Raw genomic sequence first — 17,230 nt, 5'->3', positions numbered from 1 at the left:
CTGTGTGACAGCCGTGCCCGGTCACAGAGGGGGCTGCGCGGGCGCGGGTCCGAGGGTGGTGGTGCCGGGGGCCGTGCGGTGCCCGAGGCCGGTGCGGTAGGCGTCCAGGGCCGCCTCCACCCGCCCGGTACGCCGCAGCAGGTCGCCGAGCAGCCGGCACAGGTCGGCCAGGTCGCCGGCGGCCCCGGCCCGCTCCAGCAGGCTCAGGGCGCGCACGTAGTGCTCCTCGGCGTCCTCGGTGCGGCGGGCGTCCTCGGCGATGATGCCGAGCAGCCGGTGCGCGGCGGCGGCGTGGACGGCGCCGCGCTCGGGGGACAGGTGGCCGAGGACGTCGTGCAGCAGGGCCGCGGCCTCGTCGGACCGGCCGCGCCTGTGCAGCACGTCGGCCAGTTCGACGGTGACCTGGCTGCTGTAGAGGGCGGCGCGCTTGGCCGACAGCATGCCGAGGGCCTCGCGCAGCTCCGCCTCCGCGCGCTCCAGCTGCCCGTCCTGGGCGTAGACGTAGCCGCGCATCCAGTGGCAGTTGGCGAGTTCGGTGCGCAGCTGCAGGCCCCGGTACAGCTCGGCCGCCCTGGCCAGCGAGGCGTCGGCCTCGGCGAGACGGCCCTCGGCGACCAGGGTGCGGGCCACCGAGCGGTGCATCCGGGCGACCAGGGCCGGGTCGCCGGACTGCGGGGCCAGGGCCAGGGCGAGTTCGGCGGCCTGGGCGGCCCGGGCGTGCGCGCCCATGTCCATGTACGGGCCGATGGCGCTGGCGTAGAGCAGCAGCAGGGCGTCCGGGTCGTGCAGACCGCCGCGGTTGAGCTCGTCCAGGGCCGTCTCCAGCAGGTAGACGGCGTAGCGCAGCTCCCCGGCGAGGTAGTGCGCGACGGCCCGGCCGCGCAGGGCGGGCACACGGGCGGGCAGCGGCGCGTCGGCCAGGCAGGCCTCGGCGCGTTCGAAGTACGCGCGGCCCGTCTCCAGCTCGCCGGTCTCCAGGGCGCACTCGCCGAGTCCCAGCAGGGCGGCGGACCGCTCGGCGGCCAGGCCGTGCGTCTCGGCCTCGGCGAGCAGCTCGGCGTACTGTCCGGCCGCGGCCTCCGTCTCGCCGACGGCGAGGGTCCGCTGGGCCTCGGTCAGCCGCAGCCGCAGTTCGGTGACGAGCCGCGCGGAACGCCCGGTGGCGAGCTCGTCGAAGGCGACGCCGAGCCGGCCGGCGAGATGCCGCAGGGCATCGTCGGAGGGCCGCACCCGGCCCGACTCCAGGGTCGAGATGTAGGCGGGGGTGTACACAGGTTCCGCCAACTGCCGTTGCGTAAGTCCGCGTTCGACACGCAACCGCTGCACCCGGCGGCCGATGGTCCCCGGATCATCCCGTTCCCCCACGCCAACTCCCCCTGTGCCTCTTGCCGTTCGGCTTGGCCGGCCCCTAGGTTAAACGGAGTGTTAAGCCGAATTGCCGAAGACGCTTAATACGCTGCCGCCGTAGTCGCCGCCCCTGTTGCGAGGTCGCCGTGCTCGAACGCACACGCACCGCCGAGCGGTACGCCCGGGGCTTCGCCGCCGCCCTGGTCGCCATGGCCACCCTCCTGCTGGCGGCCAACGCCGGACCGGCCGGTCCGGAGCAGCCCCCGCACGGTCAGACCGTCGCCGACGCCCGCTGAGCCGGGCCCGGGGCGGGGCGCGAGCCGGTCGCGCCCCGCCGCGGCGCCGCTCACGGCATCCGTGGCACCAAATCCGCCAGGGACGTGGACAGGACGCTCCGGTCGAGCGGGCCCGCGAGGTCAGGCGGGGACAGGCGCAGGCAGGCGGTGATCTGCTTGCCCGCGGCGCGGGGCGCGACGGCCACGCGGTGGCTGACCTCGTGCACCAGGCGCAGGCCGTGGCCACCGAAGCGGCGCGGGTCGGGATCCTGGGGCACGGGCCGGCCCGGGGAGGTGTCCCACACGGTGATGGCCAGGTGATCGCCGGAGAGCCGCAGGGCCATGCCGCAGGGTCCGGGAGCGTGTTTCAGCGCGTTGGTGACGAGCTCGCTGATCGCGAGTTCCGCGTCCTGGACGGTCGGGGCCGGCATGGGAGCGCGGCCGGTGCGTGCGGCGTGGGCGAGGACGGCGTGCAGGGCGCGGCGCGCATCGACGGAGCGTGCCGTGCCCTCGGCCCAGGCCACGCCGTAGTGCAGCGTGGCGTGCTTGCCTGGGTCCTGCTCATCTGCCGCCTGATTCCTAAGCGGGATGGCCATGCGGACTCTTTCGTTGTGGTCGCCGCTCGGCGGCTTACCGCGATGCGTCTACCCGGCCGCCGGGCAGGCACACTGCGGGCGGCGCGCGGATCCGGCCGTGACCGGCGGCGCGGTCAGCCCATGCGGTGGCCGCCGGGGCAGACGGCGCTGTCGGCCGTGATCAGGGCCCGGCAGTACGGGCAGGAGCGGATCCGGCCGAGAGTGACCAGGGCCGGCTGCACGGCCCCTCCCACCGTCCGCCGCGCCCGGCACGCGACGACGGTCATTCTCCTCAGCAGGAGGCCGGTGACACCGGGCACGCCCACGTCCTTCCCTCGGGCGGGGCACAGCCCGCACACACTCCACGCTCGATCACGTGTTCCCGCCCTCGCGCCTCCCACACCGGGCGGAATTCAGTGGGGCAGCAGCTTCCTCAAGGCCTCGTCGAGGCTCTTGGCCACCTCCGCGTCCCCCGGCCGCCCGGGCCCGTACAGGGCGTCCAGTTCCGTGATGAGGGTCCGGGTGACGGCCCCGTACAGGGGCGTGCGCGGGCGCTGCACGGCACCGCGCAGGGCCGGGAACAGGATGTCCCTGGAGTAGCTGACGCCGTCGGCGAAACGGTCGGGCGCCTTGAGCTCGGCGCTCTCGCCGGTCGGGGACGCCGACGGGCTCGCGCTGTAGGCGGAGGCGTGCCGGCACTCGGGGGAGCCGCCGGGATCCGCGTAGGCGGAGGTGCGGGTCGCCGCGAACCCGGCGCGCAGCAGGCAGCGCTCGCTGTCCGGGTCGGTCAGGAACGCGATCAGCTCGGCGGCCTTCGCGGCCCGCTGCTCGGACGTCGACGAGGTGACGGCCAGGTTCTGCCCGCCGAGCACCGCCTTGCCGGGCAGCCGCGTCACGCCGAGGTCCCCCTTGAACCTCTCGTACAGCACCGGATAGACGTACGGCCAGTGCCGCAGGAAGGTCGTGCGGCCCTCCGCGAAGGCGCTGAGCGACTCGGCCTCACGGGACGCGGAGGCCTCGGCGAGCATGTACGGCGGCGCCGTGCGCTCTCGCAGCTCGGTCACCCCGGCCGTCAGCTGCGCCACGTCGGCGGTGTACCGCCCCTCCTCGTCGGTCAGCTCGAAACCGGGGACCGCCGAGGCGAAGGCCTCGACCGCGTTGACCGTACGGCCCTCGTAGGCGGCGAGCTGGGTGGTCCAGCCGTCCTCGTGGCCCGGCGGCCGCGTGCGGTCGTTGACGGCCTCGATCAGACCCCGCAGTTCGTCCCAGGTCACGCCGCCGCTCAGCTCGGTCCGCGAGGCACTGGCGTCGCGCAGGTGGTCCTTGCGGTAGTACAGCAGGCCCACGTCGCTGTTGAAGGGGACCGCGTACCGCTCGCCGTCCCAGAACGACGTCGCGTCGACGGACCGGATGATGTCGTCCGGCTCCTTCACCGCCGCACCGGTCAGCGGGCGGATCAGGCCGGCGGCGGCGAACTCCGGGATCCAGGTCACGTCCAGGTTGACCACGTCGTACTCGGCGCTGCCGGACTGGAGCGCGCCGAGCAGCTGGCTGCGCTGCTGGTCGGCGGAGCCGGGGAGCTCGACCAGGCGGGCCCGGTAGCCGTGCTCGCCCTCCTGGGCGTTCCAGGCGTCGATGAGCTGCTGGCGGATGCCGTTCTTGCCGGTGACGTCCCGGCCGCTGGCGACGACGATCCGGGGCGGGTCGGCGCCCGGCGGCCGCTCCCGCGCGTCGCCGCCGGTGCAGGAGGCGGAACCGAGCAGCGACACCAGGGTGAGCAGGGCCAGCGCGGCGGACGTCAGGTGTCGCGCCCGGCCTCGGCTCCCCGGGCCTCCGTGCGGGCGGGCGGCCATTATTCCTCCCCCGTTCCGGTGCGGGCGACCTCGTCGTGCAGGGCCGGCACGAGGTCGTCCCCGGCGTCCAGGCAGCGGCCCCGGCCCGCCTCGGCGATCCGGGTGGCGGCGCGGCCCTGGTCGCAGCCCGAGCTGGTCAGGGACACCATGGCCACCGGGACTCCCGCGCCACCGGCCCGGTCGAGCACGTCCTGGAGTGCCCGGCCGGTCAGGCGGTTGTCGTCCTCGCCGTCGGTCAGGTACACGATCAGCTGCGGACGTTCGTCGCCGGCGCCGCGCTCCGCCATGAACTCCAGGGCGTCCAGCAGGGCGGCGGCCGGGTCGGCCTCGGCGTCGCGCCACCGGGCGGCGTCGAGGTGCCGTTCGGCGTCGGCCCGCTCGTGCGTGGTGAAGCGCAGCAGCTCGGTGTGCGTTCGGCCGCCGACGCCGTGCACCGCCCACACCCCGTACTCGTCCTCCCCGCCGAGCCCCGGCAGGGTCTGCTTCAGGATGCCGGGGCCGCCGCTGTCGCCGTCCCACCGGCCGGCCATGGAGCCGGAGCTGTCCAGGAGGTACAGGACCCGGCCGGGCGGGTGCGCGTTGGCGTACCGCTCCAGGGCCCGGTCCATGTCCCCGGGCCGGGCCGGTTCCGCGGGGCGGACGGACTCGGCGAGGCCCTCGGGCACCTGCCGCGTGGCGAGCAGGCGGCGGTCCCCGGTCGCGGAGCGGAAGCCGTGCTCGCCGAGGACCGTCAGGCCGCCCTCCCCCGTCAGCCAGGCGCGGAAGCGGTCCACCGCGTCGTCCCGCGCCTCGGCGTCCCGGTCACCGTCCTCCCAGCGCACCCGCACGAACGCCGGCTCCAGACCGGGTACGTCGTCGGGGTAGGCGGCGACGCGCGGGGCGCGGGTGGCCGGGTGGCAGCCGATGCCGCTCTTGAGCAGGAACTCCGGCACCAGCGCCGCGCTGCGGTCGTCCACGGCGTCGTCGTCGGGCAGGGTGCACAGCAGCCGCACGGCCGACGGCTCGGGCCGCCCGGCCCGGGTGACGCGCAGCTCGGCGCCGCGCGCGTCGGCCCGCTCGCCGTGCAGGGCCATCGTCGCCAGCAGGGCCGCGTCCGTGAACTCCGGGTCAGGACGGCGCAGTTCTGCCCTGCCGTCGGCCCGTTCGAGGTCGTTGACCAACTCGGACAGCGACCGTCCGGTGGGTTCGAGGCCGGCGTCGAGGGCCTTCGGCACGGCCAGCACGACCGGCGAGTAGGCGATCGGCCCGTCCGCCGGTTCCAGCCGGGCGAAGACGCGGTCCTCCCGGGCCGCGGCCTGGTTGACCCGGTCGACGTCGGCACGGGTGGCGGGGATCCACACGTCCGGCTGCGGGCCGATGTCCCGCTGCGGGTTGTCGTCCTCGCGCGGCTGCTGCCAGGCGTCGGTCCGCTCGCCCAGCGCGCTCACCACGTCGGCGGCGCCCGCGCTGCCGACGGTGACGCCGCTGCGCCGGCAGCCGTCGCCGGTGGTGTTGGCGGCCGAGGTGACATAGGCGTCCGCGGCCGCCCGCATCGCCGGTTCCAGGTCGGGATCGGTGAGCAGGCGCAGCTCCAGGGAGGGAGCGCAGGGGCCGGTGTCGCCGGTCAGCACGAAGAGGCCGTAGCCGCCGGCGCCGGTGGCGACGAGCGCCAGCAGCAGGGTCAGCGCGGTCCGGCCGAACCGGTCGGCGGCGGCCCGCAGTCGCCTGCGCAGGCGGGGCAGGTGGGGGCCGGGCACGCGGGGGCCGGGACGCGGCCGGGGCGGGGGAGGCGGCGGGACAACCGGCGTGGGAACAGGGGGCGGCGTGGGAACGGGGGGCGGCGCGGGGACCGGTCCCGCGGCGAGCAGGACGTCCGCGTCCGGGTTCCACGGCGGGGCCAGCGCCTGCGGCTTCTGCCGGTCGTTGTCCTCCGCCTCGTATCCCGCCTCGGCCATCCGCCGCTTCAGCGCGGGATAGAGCGTGGACAGCCACACCTCCCCGCCCCCGTCGAGGACGCGGGTCATCTCGCGGGTGAACGGCGTCGCGACGTCCGCGTCCCCGCCCAGGATGCAGCGGTTGGGCTGCACGCTCATCAGGAGCAGGATCTTCTCCTTGCTCTCCTGCGGGGCCTCGAAGCGGTGCCAGATCGCCGCGGCGTTGCCCGCGTAGCAGCAGTCCAGGATCACCAGCACCTTCTCGGCGCGGCTCTCGGGAGCGCAGAGCTCGCCCAGCACCCCCGCGAAGCTCACCGCGCCCGGCAGCTCCTCGCCCGCGACCACCCGCGCGGTGCGCATCTGCAGGTGCAGCTTGTGGGTGGAGGTGTCGGTGACGACGGCGTGCCCGGCGAAGTAGAGCAGCAGCAGTCCCTCGGTCTCGCGGACGGCACGGCGCAGCTCGTTGGTGAAGTCGTCCGGGGCCGGCGAGGCGAGCACCCTGATCTCGCCCGCGCGGAACACGCCGCCCCAGTGCAGCACATCCTCCAGGGTCCTGCGGTTGTGGAGCACGGCGGGGAGCTGTCCCGACACGCCCTGCGGGTCCGGTGCCGTGTGGTCGTACTCGGACACGCCGACCAGCAGCGCCCTGTTCCGTCTGCCGCGCGGGTCGAAGCGGCTCACCGGGCTACTCCCCGTCGGGGCCCAGTGGGCGTATCTCCGTGTCGGGTTCGCCGCCCTGGAGCCTGCGGCGGTTGTTCTTCCAGGTCTTCACGGCGCGGTTGGTGTACTCGGTCAGCGCCACGACCGTCGCCACGTCGCTCAGCAGTTGCAGAACGAGTTCGATGTCGGGCCCCAGGCGGCCCTTCTGCCCGTCCGTCCTGGTCCGCTCCTCGATGCGCAGCTGCTCGCCGGAGATCAGCTCCTCCAGCGGCTCGTCCCGCTCCAGCCATGCCCTCAGGGCTCTGACATCGTCCGCGGTCGCGCCGTCACCCAGCCGGACGCGTACGCCTAAGACAGCCACTTGGTCCCCCTCTGTCAGGACCGACATCATGACACCGGGTCAGGCCCCGGCGGCAGACCCGTGACACGACCCGGGCCGGTGACCGCACGTCCCCTTCACGCCAGGCACACACGGCGCACGCATGCTCAGCCCTGGGTCTGCAACTGCCGCAACTGGCGCTGCACATGGTCCAGCGCGCCTTCGCGCCGGCCGGGCACCCGGCCCCGCAACGCGGCGAGCGCCGCCCCCAGTTCGCGGGCGCCGGCCGGATCGCGGACCTGGCCCCACTGGTGGTGGGCCCGGTCGGCGGCGGCCTCGACGGTGGGGGAGTCCGCCGCCTGTCCGGCGTTCAGCCGGGCGGTGGCGACCGTCAGCCAAATGCGGCAGCTGCGTGCCGCGTCCCCGGCGAACATCGCCAGGTCGGCCCGGACTTCGGCCCAGTGCAGGGCCTCCTCGGAGGCCGGCCCGTGCGCGGTGACGGCGGCCTGTTCGTGACGGGCGGCGAGCGCGTCCGCCTCGGCGTGCCGGCCGGACTGCACGGCGGCCGTGATGGCGGCGTGCGGATCGCCCGCCGCCGGGCCGGGCGTGTCCAGCACCAGGTCCGTGCCCGCGCTCTCCGGCGCGATGCGGGCCAGCGCCTGCTGGTGCAACTGTTCGGCGGGCGGCCGGAATCCGCTGCGCAGGATGGTCGCGACGGCCTTCATGTACGCGGGTGCGGCGACCGTGCGCCGGGACGGGGGCGGTGCGATGCGGCCGTGCACGGCGTTGCCGCGCCCCGCGTCCAGCGGGGTGCCGCGCAGCGCCGCCCAGGTCTCGGCGTCGGCGTGCAGGTCCAGCAGGAGGGTGGTGGCCCCGGCCGGTCTGAGCCGCAGTTCCTCACGGAACCAGTGCCAGGGGAAGGCCGTGTAGCGGGCGGTGGCGGGGGTGGTGCGGGCCAGCGCCAGGTGGGGCAGGCGCTGGCGGCGGTCCAGGAGGAGCTGTCCGGTGACGTAGACGGTGAGCGGGCCGGGGGCGGCCGCGGCGGCGCGCAGCCGGGTGAGGACGGCCTGCGGCTCCAGCGGGTCGGCGAGTTCGACGACGTTCGCGGTGTCCGTGCCGGACAGCACGGCGGGCTCCACGGCGGCCAGGACGGGGAGCACGGAGGCGGCGTCGACCAGGCGCCCCCTGCCCACCGGTGAGGCCGCCAGCAGCAGCACGGTTCCGGGCATCGTCCCTCCCCCTGTGTCGATCACGTACCGCAGCACCGTAACCGCTGCGGCTGCAAAGGGGGGCCTCAGCACCGCAAACGCCCGCCTTCGAGTGCTTCACCGGGACCGGCCGCGCTCCCGGTGCCCTTGGCGGGGTTTGGAGGGGTGCCCGTGGCAGGGCCCGCAGGGGCACCCGTGCCGGTGTCCGTGGCGGGCCCGGAAGGGCGCACGTGGCGGGGCCTCTGGCTGGGCCCGGAAGAGTGCCAGGGTCGCTGCGCGGGCCGGTCCGGCGGCGGACGCCGGGGCTCGCAGGAGTGCCTGTGCCGGTGCCCGCAGGGGCGCCCGGTGCCCGCAGGGGCGCCCGGTGCCAGAGCCCGGAGGGGCGCCCGGTGCCAGAGCCCGGAGGGGCGCCGGGTGCCAGAGCCCGGAGGAGGCGTACCCGTGCCGGTCCCCGCAGAGGCGCCCGTACCGCTCCCCGCAGGGGCGCCCCTGCCGAGGCCCGCAGGGGCGCCCGTGCCGCGGTCCCCGGAGGCGTACCCCTGCCGGTGCCCCACAGAGGCGCCCGTGCCGGTCCCCGGAGGCCTGCCCGCGTCACCGCCCCGGGCCGGTCCGGCGGCGGCGGACGCCAGGGCCCGGCGGGGTGCCCGGGGTGCCCCTGGCGGCGCCCCTGGCGGTGTCCGGGTCGCCGCCCGGGACGGTCCGGCGGCGGACGGTGAAGACCGTGGTGTCGTCGGCGAGGTGGCCGCCGCAGTGCCGCAGGGTGCCGTCCCGCACGAGGGCGGCCAGCCGGGCCGGTTCGGCCGCCCCCGGGTCCTCGGCGACGGCCCGGGCCACGTCGCGGGCGAGCGCGTAGAACGCCCCGGTGCCGTCCCGGGCCTCCGTCACGCCGTCCGTCACCAGCAGCAGCGTCTCGTCGGCGGCCACCCGCGCCCGCCGCGCCCCGGGTGGCCCCGGCGCGAGGTCCCCGAAGCCCAGCGGCAGCCCCGCCCCGGCCGGCAGGGCGCGCACCCCGCCCGGCCCGACCGCCAGCGGCGGCTCGTGCCCGAACACCAGGACGTCCACCGCCCCCGGGTCGTCGTCGGGGAAGCCGAGCAGGACGGCCGTGGCGAACCGGTCGCCGTCGGCGCGGCCCAGGGCGACCGTGTGCCCGCGGTGCCGGATCATCCGCGTCTCCAGCCGCCCCGCGACCGTCGTGAGGTCGGCCTCGTGGTACGCGGCCTCGCGGAACGTGCCGAGCAGCGCCGCCGCCGCCTCCACCGCGCCGAGGCCCTTGCCCTGCACGTCCCCGACCAGGACGCGGGTGCCGTGCGGGCCGGGCTGGATGTCGTAGAAGTCGCCGCCGACGCGGGCCTCGGCGTCGGCGGTGAGGTAGACGCCGGCGTGGTCGAGGCCGCCCCAGCCCGGCGGCAGCGGGCGCAGCACCGTGCGGCGGATGGTCTCGGTGACGTCGCCCATGCGCAGCACGCGCCGCTCCTCGCGCACCCGGACGACGCAGGCCAGGGTGGCGAGGATGCCGCCGAGGGCGACGAGGACGAAGTCGGCGAGTCCGGCCTGGTACTCGTGCGGCCAGGCGCCGTCCACGACGACGTACGTCACCAGCGACGCGAGTGCGAACAGGGCCGTGCCCCACACACCGCAGATCGCGGCGGCGATACCGGGCACCAGCACGATCCAGGAGATCATGCGGAACTCGCCGGTGGTGTGGTAGTCCCCCACGGCGATGGCGACGAGCAGCACCAGCGGCGGCAGCCAGGCCACGCGGTGCCCGCGCAGCCGCAGCAGTTCCTGCCGCCGCACGGGGTCCCGGAGGCCGGCCCCGGCATACCCGTCCCCGGCCCGGCCGTACCCGTACCCGTACCGGGCGTACCCGTCGTCGATGCCGGCGTACCCGTCGCCGGCGTACCCGTCGCCGGCGGCCCGGGCAGGTCCGTCGCCGGCCCCGGGGTACCGGTCGAGCGGGCCGTGCCCCCCGCGGTGGCGCCTCACGCGCCCAGCGAAACACGAGGCCGGGCGGGCCGCATCCGGTCGGGGGCGTTCCGCCGACTTGCCCGGGGCTGCGCGCCGGTGTGCCCTGGAAGCCAGGGCAGGGACAGGGAGGAGAGCTCTCATGGCTCATGCGGCACCCGCCTCACGCAGGATGACCACGCCACGGCGCAGGCCCGACGTCTTCGGCGCCCGCGCCCACGCGGCCGCGGCGGTGGCGCTGCCCGTCGTGCTCGGGCTGGTCTACGGCTTCTGGGCCGCGGCGAACCGGCGTCACGGCGGGCCCATCACGGGCTGGAACCTGCTCTTCGGCTTCCTCACCGCGCTGGTCTTCGCGGCGGTGTTCGCCGCCGTGTGGCGGCTGGCCCCGCGGCTGCGCCGCGAACTGCACGCGCTGGCCTGGTTCGCCTTCACGGGCTGCGCGATCGGCTTCCTGGTCAACCAGTCCGGCGAGTCCGTGCTGAAGTCCGCCGGGCTGGGGCTGGTGGTCGGGGCGGGCGTCCTGCTGACGATGTTCTACCGCTACCACACCCACGAGGACGCCGAGGGCCACCGCCGGGACTGACCCGAGCGGCCCCCGGGCCGGGAAACACCCGTTCGGGTGAGGCCCCCACCCGAGCGTGGCACGCCTCGCTCCGGGTGCTTTCCGCAGGTGGAGCGCCCGTTCGGCGCGGCAGGGGGACCCGAATGCAGTCGTCCCGCTCGCGCCCGGGGCCCGTCGCGCCTTGCCTGGAAGGGTGCCCGAGCCGGACCGGGCGCCCGCCTCCGCGACGGCGCCCCCACGAGCGCGGAACGCCCTGTCGGCCGTTCTGCTCCTCCTCGCGTGCCTGCTCCTGCCGTTCGGCGCGCTGGCGTCCTGGGCGGCGCACGGGCTGACCGACACCGGCCGCTGGGTCCGGACGATGGCGCCGCTCGCCGCCGACCCGGACGTGCGGCGCGCTGCCGCGGACGCCCTCGGGGACGGCGTCCTGCGCGCGGCCGGACCCGAACTGCACAGCGGGACCGGGCCCTTCGTGCACGACGCGGCCCGCTCGTTCACCCGGACCGAGGCGTTCGCCACGGCCTGGGACGCCTCGAACCGGGCCGTGCACACCGCCGTGCTGCGCGCCCTGCGCGCCGACGCGCCGGCCGCCCCGGTCACCGTCGACCTCGCACCCGTCGTCGACCGCGTCAAACGCCGGCTCTCCGAAGACCACGTGCCGTTCGCCCACCGCATCCCGGTCACGCACACCCGCGTCCCGGTGCTCCCGGCCGGCGACGTGGACCGACTGCGCAAGGGGTACCAGGTGCTGGACACCGCCGCCTTCTGGCTGCCGCTCACCGCGGCCGTCCTCGCCGTCACCGGGATCGCCGTCGCCGCGTGCCGCCGCCGCGCGGTCACCGCCCTCGGCCTCGGCACGGCCCTGGGCGGGGCGCTGCTCGTCGTGGCCGTGGCCATCGGCCGCCGCCTCACCCTCGCCGACCTGCCCGACGCCCTGCGGCGCCCGGCCGCGGGCGCGGTCTACGACGCCCTGACGGCCACCCTGCGCACGGTGTCCTGGCTGCTGTGCGCCCTCGGCCTCGCGGTGGCGCTCGGCGGGTGGCTCACGGGCCGCTACGGTCCCCGGCTCTCCGCGCGGCGACGTGCGCGAGGGTCCGCAGGGCCCGCCGCAGATCCGGCTCCGGAGCCGACGCGAGCCCGAGCCTGACCGCGTCGGGCGTGTGCCCGGGGGCGACCGCGAAGGCGGGCCCGGGTGTGACGGCGACGCCGTGCGCCGCGGCGGCGGCCGTGAAGGTGTCGGCGCGCCACGGCGCGGGCAGCTCCCACCAGGCGAAGTAGGCGTGCGGGTCGGACCGTACGGCGAACCCCGCGAGTTCCTCGGCGAGGATCCGCTGGCGCCGCGCCGCGTCCGCCCGCTTGGCCTGCACCAGCCGGGCCACCGTCCCCTCGGCGGCCCACCGCGCGGCCGCCTCCAGCGCGAACCGCCCCGCGCTCCAGCCGCCCGACCGCACGGCGTGGGCCACGGCGGCGACCCGGTGCGGCGGCACGACGAGGAAGCCGACGGTGAGCCCGGGGGCGACCCGCTTGGACAGCCCGTCGACGACGTGGGTGAGGGCCGGGGCATGGGCGGCGAAGGGGACACCGGGCTCGTGCAGGAACGACCAGATGCGGTCCTCCACGACCGGAAGGTCCAGCTCGTTCACCAGGCGGGCGAGTTGCAGCAGCCGGGGCCCGCTCGTCGTCAGGGACGTCGGATTGTGCAGCGTCGGCTGCACGTACAGGGCGGACAGGGGTGCCGTGCGGTGCGCGGCGGCGACGGCCTCCGGCAGCAGCCCCGCCGCGTCCCCGGCGAGCGGCACCAGCGTGATCCCGAGCCGCGCCGCGATCTCCTTGACCAGCGGATACGTCAGCTGCTCCACGCCGACCCGGCCGCCCGGCCGGACCAGGGAGGCCAGGACGGCGGCGATGGCCTGGCGGGCGTTGCCGGTGAACAGCAGCCGCTCGGGCCCGGGGCGCCAGCCGGGCCCGGCGAGCAGCCCCGCGGCGGCCTCCCGGGCCTGCTCGGTGCCGGTGGCGGCCGCCGGTAACAGCGCCTCGGCCAGCACGTCGGGGCGCAGCAGCGGCGCGAGCACGGGCGCGAGCAGCTCCGGCTGGCCGGGCGCCGAGGGGTAGTTGAGCTCCAGGTTCACCGGCCCGCCGGACTCACCGGTCTCCACGAGCGCGCGCCCCGGCGGCCCGGCCGGGGCGGCCCGGACGAAGGTGCCGCGCCCGACCTCCCCGACGACCAGGCCACGCCGCACGAGCTCGCCGTACACCCGCCCGGCCGTCGACGGGGCGATCCCCCGCCTGCGGGCGAACACGCTCTGCGGCGGCAGCCGTTGGCCCGGCTTGAGCCGCCCGCCGGCGATGTCCTCGGCTATCCGGTCCGCGATGCGCCGGTAGTCACCCATCGGTCGGCCTCCCCTGGCTCCCCTCGGATTGCACCGAGAGCAAAGATCCTATTGCACCGAGTAGTTGGGCCAGCCTAGGGTCGCCGCATGGCACCCTTCCTCGCATACGAGGACAAAGGACCCGCGTCCTCCCGGCAGCCCCTTGTCCCCCCGACTCCCCTGGTCCTCGTCCACGGACACCCCTTCGACCGCACCATGTGGGCCCCGCAGCTGGAGACGTTCCCGGCGGCCCGCCGCGTCGTCGCCCCCGACCTGCGCGGCTACGGCGCCTCCCCGACGCGTCCTGCCCTCACCGACTTCTCCTGGTTCGCCCGGGACATCGAGGCCCTGCTGGACGCGCTGGGGGTGGACTCCTGCGTCCTGGCGGGCCTGTCCATGGGCGGCCAGATCGTCCTGGACTGCTACCGCCTGTTCCCCGAGCGCGTCCGGGGTCTGGTCCTCGCCGACACCTCCGCCGCCGCGGAGACCCCCGAGGGCGTCCGCGCCCGCGACGCCATGGCGGACCGCCTCCTCGCCGAGGGCCTGCGCGGCTACGCCGACGAGGTCCTGGAACGGATGGTCGCCCCGTCCGCTTCCCCCGGGGTCAAGGCCCACGTCCACGGCATGATGACCGCCGCCTCCCCCGAGGGCGCCGCCGCGGCCCTGCGCGCCCGCGCCCGGCGCCCCGACTACCGGCCCCTGCTGCCCCGCGTGCGGGTCCCGGCCCTGGTCGTCGTGGGAGCCGACGACACCTACACGCCCGTCTCCGAAGCCCGCGCCCTGCACACCGCCCTGCCCGAGTCCACGCTGCACATCGTCGAGGGCGCGGCCCACCTGCCGAACCTGGAACGCCCCGAGGCGTTCGACGCGGCACTGGCGGCGTTCCTGACCCGCGTCGACGAACGGCAACCTCCCTCCGCCCCACCCCGTCTTTGAGGGAGGATTCGGGCATCCCTCCCCCCTCGCGAACGGAAGGCCGGGACTTGGACACCGCCGCAGCCGAGTGGACCGCCACCGACGACGGACCGCGGCGCCGCCCGCCCGGACGGCGCCTCGCCGCCTGGTGCGCCGGACTGCTGTGCGCGGCGGTGAGCGTGGTCGTCGGTTTCCGGGCCGCCGACAGCGACGGCATCACCCCCGTGCCGCAGTTCCTCGCGTTCCTCCCCTGGCTGCTCGTCCCCACCGCCCTGGCGCTGCTGCTCACGCTGCTGTCCCGTTGGTGGACCGGCACGGCCTGGGGTGTCCTCCTGCTCGGGCTGCTGGCCTGGTACATCGAGCCGTACGGCACGACCGACGACCCGGCGGGCCGCCCCGTCGCCACCCTGCGGGTGCTGACCTCCAACGTCGAGTTCGGCCAGGGCACCGGCTCGCTCGTCGCGGCCGTCCGCCGCGAGAAACCGGACGTCGTCTTCGTCCAGGAGTGCGACCACGCCTGCGACGCGCGACTGAAGTCGGACCTCGCGCGGGACTTCCCGCACCGCCGGGCCGTCGAGGGCGACGGCTCCGAGGGCTCCGTCATCCTCAGCCGCTCCCCGCTGACACCCACGGCCGGCGTCCCCGGCACGATGGGCATGCCCGGGGCGGTCGCCGACGTGGACGGGCACACCGTCCGGCTCCAGCTCGCCCACCCGATGCCCCCGCTGCCCGGCCAGGTCGACCTCTGGCGACGGGAACTTGGCGCCCTGCGCGACGCGGCCGCGACCGACCGCTCCACTCCCCTGATCCTGGCCGGGGACTTCAACGCCTCCCAGGACCACGCGGCCTTCCGCCGCATCCTCGACACGGGCCTGCGCGACGCCTCCCGCCTGGACGGCGCCGGCCGCACGGCCACCTGGCCCGCCCCGACGGCCCCCACCCTCGGCGTGCAGATCGATCACGTGCTGCTCTCACGGCACTTCGCGGCCGACCGCACCCGCATCCTGGACCTGGCGAGCACGGACCACCGTGCGGTGGTCACGGACCTGACGCTGCACGACGCCCGGTGACGGGCGAGGGGGCGCCCCCGCGGACGCCCCCTGTGCCTCTCCGGCTCGCTCAGACGCCGATGTCGCAGCCGTCGGCGCGCCACACGGACACGACGGCCGGGCGGACGTACGTGCCGGGTCCGTCGGGCCAGGTGCTGGCGGGCTTCTCCACGGACGCGCCGTCGATCTCGCCCGGGTGCTGCACGGCGACGAGCACGCGCCGCTCCTGGATGATCGGGCCGCAGGTCTCGGCGCCCTTCGGCACGGTCAGGAACTGCTTGAGCTCACCACGCCGCTCACCCCGGGTCGCCACGCCGAACAGGCCGTCGTGCGAGCCGAGCTGGGCGCCGTCGGTGGAGATCCACAGGTTGCCGTAGGGGTCGAAGGCGACGTTGTCCGGGCAGGAGATGGGGCTGACGCCCTCCTTCGGGAAACCGGCGAAGTAGGTCGCCGGGTCCTCCGGGTCTCCGGCGACGAGGAACAGCGACCAGGCGAACTTCGTGCTCTCCGGCCGGTTCCAGCGCTCGGTGAGCTCCAGGACGTGCCCGTGCTTGTTGGCGTGGCGCGGATTGGCCTCGTCCGCCTTGGGGTTGGAGCCGACGCCCCGGTTGGAGTTGTTGGTCAGGGCGACGTACACCTTGCCGGTGACCGGGTTGGGCTCGATGTCCTCGGGCCGGTCCATCTTCGTGGCGCCGACCTTGTCACCGGCGAGCCGCGTGAAGACGAAGACCTCCTCCGCGCTCATCCCGTCCACGTGCGAGACGGCGCCCTCGGCGGTGGCGGTGGCCAGCGGGATCCACTCGCCGCTGCCGTCGAACTCGCCGTCGTCCGGCAGCTTGCCCGTGCCGTCGATCTCGATGGCCGGGGAGTCGCCGGTGAGCCTGGCGACGTACAGCGTCCCCTCGTCGAGCAGCGACAGGTTGTGCTCGCGAACGGCCCGCGAGGTGCCGTGCTTCATCCGCTTGCTGCCGACGAACTTGTAGAAGTAGTCGAACCGCTCGTCGTCACCGGAGTACACGACGGGCCGGCCGTCGTGCGTGAGCCGCACGGTCGCGGCCTCGTGCTTGAACCGGCCGAGGGCGGTGTGCTTGCGGGGCGTCGAGTCGGGGTCGTACGGGTCGAACTCCACGACGTACCCGAAGCGGTGCACCTCGTTCGGCTCCCGGGCGACGTCGAACCGCTTGTCGAACCGCTCCCACTTGCGCTCGGTGGCCCCGGTCCCGATGCCGTACCGCTTGTCCGTGGGGCGGCCGCTGTTGGCGAAGTACTGGTTGAAGTTCTCCTCGCCGTGCAGGGTCGTGCCCCACGGGGTGACACCGCCGGAGCAGTTGTTGAGGGTGCCGAGCACCTTGGTGCCGCTCGGGTCGGCGGAGGTCTTCACCAGGTCGGAGCCGGCGACGGGCCCGGTGAGCCGGAACTCGGTGGTGGCGGTGACGCGCCGGTTGAGCCGGTGGCGGGAGACGGCGGTGAGCTTGCCGCTCCTGCGGTCCTCCTCCACGACGACGGCGGACAGCCCGTGCGCGGCCCAGGCGATCTCCACCTGCTCGCGGGTCGGAGCGGCGGCGTCGTACCCGCGGAACATGAGCACCTCGTCGGTGTACTCGTGGTTCGCGACGAGCAGCTGCCGGCCCCGCTCGCCCGGCAGCGGGAGCAGGGCGAGGAAGTCGCAGTTGTACCCGAACTGCCCGGCCTGCGCCTTGGCGGTCTGCTTCTCCGGGTCGAAGGCGGGAGCACCGCGCAGGATCGGCTCGCCCCACCGGATGACGACGTTCTGCCGGTACCCCTCCGGCACGGTCACGGCGTCGGTGGTGTTCGGCGCGACGGGCGCGAAGCGCAGACCCCGGGCGCCCTTGGTCCTGCTGCGCGCGGCCTCACGGGCGGTGGCCGCCGGTACGGCACCGGCCTGCGGGGCCTGCGCGACACCCACGGCTCCCGCACCCGCGGCGGCCACGGTCACCACGGCCGCGGCGCGCATCATCGAACGGCGGCTGAGGGCGCCGGCGATCACGTCGCCGACGTACTCGTTGGAGCTGGTGTTGGGCACCTCGTGGAAGCAGGCGTCACCACACCGGAAACGACAGGTCATGGCGGACCGGCCGCCAGGGTGCGAATCGGACGGCGTTCCGATCAACGGCAGCAGCTTTCGCACTTTGCTCTCTCCTTGGATGCCCTGGGTGTCAGCGTGACCGTAGGGGCACATATGTGCGGGAGCCGGGCGCCCCG

General features: G+C 75.6%; 15 protein-coding genes. 5 read left to right on the top strand and 10 right to left on the bottom strand.

The window, feature by feature from the left end; genetic code table 11:
* Positions 1 to 21 precede the first annotated feature (21 nt).
* Entirely contained in the window at positions 22 to 1,365 is a 1,344-nt protein-coding gene (locus ABTZ58_RS04395) for a tetratricopeptide repeat protein (RefSeq protein ID WP_351350250.1), read from the bottom strand.
* A gap of 128 nt (positions 1,366 to 1,493) precedes the next feature.
* On the opposite strand from ABTZ58_RS04395, the gene ABTZ58_RS04390 reads away from it, so the two are divergent.
* Positions 1,494 to 1,643 carry a hypothetical protein gene (locus ABTZ58_RS04390; RefSeq protein WP_351350248.1) on the top strand — a complete coding sequence of 50 codons (150 nt, stop codon included), beginning with the start codon at positions 1,494 to 1,496 and terminating at the stop codon, positions 1,641 to 1,643.
* A 50-nt stretch (positions 1,644 to 1,693) separates the two neighbouring features.
* Here ABTZ58_RS04390 and ABTZ58_RS04385 read toward each other — a convergent pair whose 3' ends face one another.
* From ABTZ58_RS04385 to ABTZ58_RS04355, 7 genes are all read right to left on the bottom strand, one after another.
* On the bottom strand, positions 1,694 to 2,218 hold the full coding sequence (locus tag ABTZ58_RS04385) for an ATP-binding protein (protein WP_351350246.1): 525 nt from the start codon (positions 2,216 to 2,218) through the stop codon (positions 1,694 to 1,696).
* A 113-nt stretch (positions 2,219 to 2,331) separates the two neighbouring features.
* Complete coding sequence (locus tag ABTZ58_RS04380) at positions 2,332 to 2,517, bottom strand: hypothetical protein (protein WP_351350244.1); 186 nt, start codon at positions 2,515 to 2,517, stop codon at positions 2,332 to 2,334.
* Between the two features lie 93 nt (positions 2,518 to 2,610).
* Positions 2,611 to 4,050 (bottom strand): extracellular solute-binding protein, encoded by a 1,440-nt coding sequence (locus ABTZ58_RS04375; protein WP_351350242.1) that lies wholly within the window; start codon positions 4,048 to 4,050, stop codon positions 2,611 to 2,613.
* Complete coding sequence (locus ABTZ58_RS04370) at positions 4,050 to 6,644, bottom strand: substrate-binding domain-containing protein (protein WP_351350240.1); 2,595 nt, start codon at positions 6,642 to 6,644, stop codon at positions 4,050 to 4,052. Before ABTZ58_RS04370 ends, ABTZ58_RS04375 begins: the two co-directional genes overlap by 1 nt.
* Positions 6,645 to 6,648: 4 nt before the next feature.
* Positions 6,649 to 6,984: a hypothetical protein gene (locus tag ABTZ58_RS04365; RefSeq protein ID WP_351350238.1), complete on the bottom strand. Its 336-nt coding sequence runs from the start codon at positions 6,982 to 6,984 to the stop codon at positions 6,649 to 6,651.
* A 125-nt stretch (positions 6,985 to 7,109) separates the two neighbouring features.
* Entirely contained in the window at positions 7,110 to 8,171 is a 1,062-nt protein-coding gene (locus tag ABTZ58_RS04360; RefSeq protein ID WP_351350236.1) for a serine/threonine-protein kinase, read from the bottom strand.
* Positions 8,172 to 8,741: 570 nt separating this feature from the next.
* The gene (locus ABTZ58_RS04355) at positions 8,742 to 9,947 is read right to left on the bottom strand and encodes a PP2C family protein-serine/threonine phosphatase (protein ID WP_351350401.1); all 1,206 of its coding nucleotides are present in this window, start codon (positions 9,945 to 9,947) and stop codon (positions 8,742 to 8,744) included.
* 310 nt (positions 9,948 to 10,257) lie between these two features.
* On the opposite strand from ABTZ58_RS04355, the gene ABTZ58_RS04350 reads away from it, so the two are divergent.
* Together ABTZ58_RS04350 and ABTZ58_RS04345 are read left to right on the top strand one after the other, a co-directional pair.
* Entirely contained in the window at positions 10,258 to 10,698 is a 441-nt protein-coding gene (locus ABTZ58_RS04350; protein ID WP_351350234.1) for a hypothetical protein, read from the top strand.
* Between the two features lie 172 nt (positions 10,699 to 10,870).
* Positions 10,871 to 11,821, top strand: a complete 951-nt coding sequence (locus ABTZ58_RS04345) for a hypothetical protein (protein WP_351350232.1) — start codon at positions 10,871 to 10,873, stop codon at positions 11,819 to 11,821.
* On the opposite strand, the gene ABTZ58_RS04340 is transcribed toward ABTZ58_RS04345, so the two are convergent.
* Entirely contained in the window at positions 11,718 to 13,064 is a 1,347-nt protein-coding gene (locus tag ABTZ58_RS04340) for an aminotransferase-like domain-containing protein (RefSeq protein WP_351350230.1), read from the bottom strand. The genes ABTZ58_RS04345 and ABTZ58_RS04340 overlap by 104 nt on opposite strands.
* Before the next feature lie 87 nt (positions 13,065 to 13,151).
* Between ABTZ58_RS04340 and ABTZ58_RS04335 the strand changes: the two genes are divergently transcribed.
* Complete coding sequence (locus tag ABTZ58_RS04335; protein WP_351350228.1) at positions 13,152 to 13,979, top strand: alpha/beta fold hydrolase; 828 nt, start codon at positions 13,152 to 13,154, stop codon at positions 13,977 to 13,979.
* A gap of 47 nt (positions 13,980 to 14,026) precedes the next feature.
* On the top strand, positions 14,027 to 15,028 hold the full coding sequence (locus tag ABTZ58_RS04330; protein WP_351350226.1) for an endonuclease/exonuclease/phosphatase family protein: 1,002 nt from the start codon (positions 14,027 to 14,029) through the stop codon (positions 15,026 to 15,028).
* Between the two features lie 49 nt (positions 15,029 to 15,077).
* On the opposite strand, the gene ABTZ58_RS04325 is transcribed toward ABTZ58_RS04330, so the two are convergent.
* Positions 15,078 to 17,156 (bottom strand): PhoX family protein, encoded by a 2,079-nt coding sequence (locus ABTZ58_RS04325; RefSeq protein WP_351350224.1) that lies wholly within the window; start codon positions 17,154 to 17,156, stop codon positions 15,078 to 15,080.
* Positions 17,157 to 17,230: the final 74 nt, after the last annotated feature.

The organism is Streptomyces sp. NPDC094143 (assembly GCF_040303825.1).
Classification (GTDB): domain Bacteria; phylum Actinomycetota; class Actinomycetes; order Streptomycetales; family Streptomycetaceae; genus Streptomyces.
Note: the sequence above shows the minus strand (reverse complement) of the source record. Positions and strands in the feature narration are given on the sequence as shown.

Excerpts from the sequence above, each read along its gene's own strand:
- ABTZ58_RS04385 (WP_351350246.1), bottom strand. The coding sequence starts at position 2,218 with ATGGCCATCCCGCTTAGGAATCAGGCGGCAGATGAGCAGGACCCAGGC.
- ABTZ58_RS04375 (WP_351350242.1), bottom strand. The coding sequence starts at position 4,050 with ATGGCCGCCCGCCCGCACGGAGGCCCGGGGAGCCGAGGCCGGGCGCGA.
- ABTZ58_RS04360 (WP_351350236.1), bottom strand. The coding sequence starts at position 8,171 with ATGCCCGGAACCGTGCTGCTGCTGGCGGCCTCACCGGTGGGCAGGGGG.
- ABTZ58_RS04350 (WP_351350234.1), top strand. The coding sequence starts at position 10,258 with ATGGCTCATGCGGCACCCGCCTCACGCAGGATGACCACGCCACGGCGC.
- ABTZ58_RS04340 (WP_351350230.1), bottom strand. The coding sequence starts at position 13,064 with ATGGGTGACTACCGGCGCATCGCGGACCGGATAGCCGAGGACATCGCC.
- ABTZ58_RS04335 (WP_351350228.1), top strand. The coding sequence starts at position 13,152 with ATGGCACCCTTCCTCGCATACGAGGACAAAGGACCCGCGTCCTCCCGG.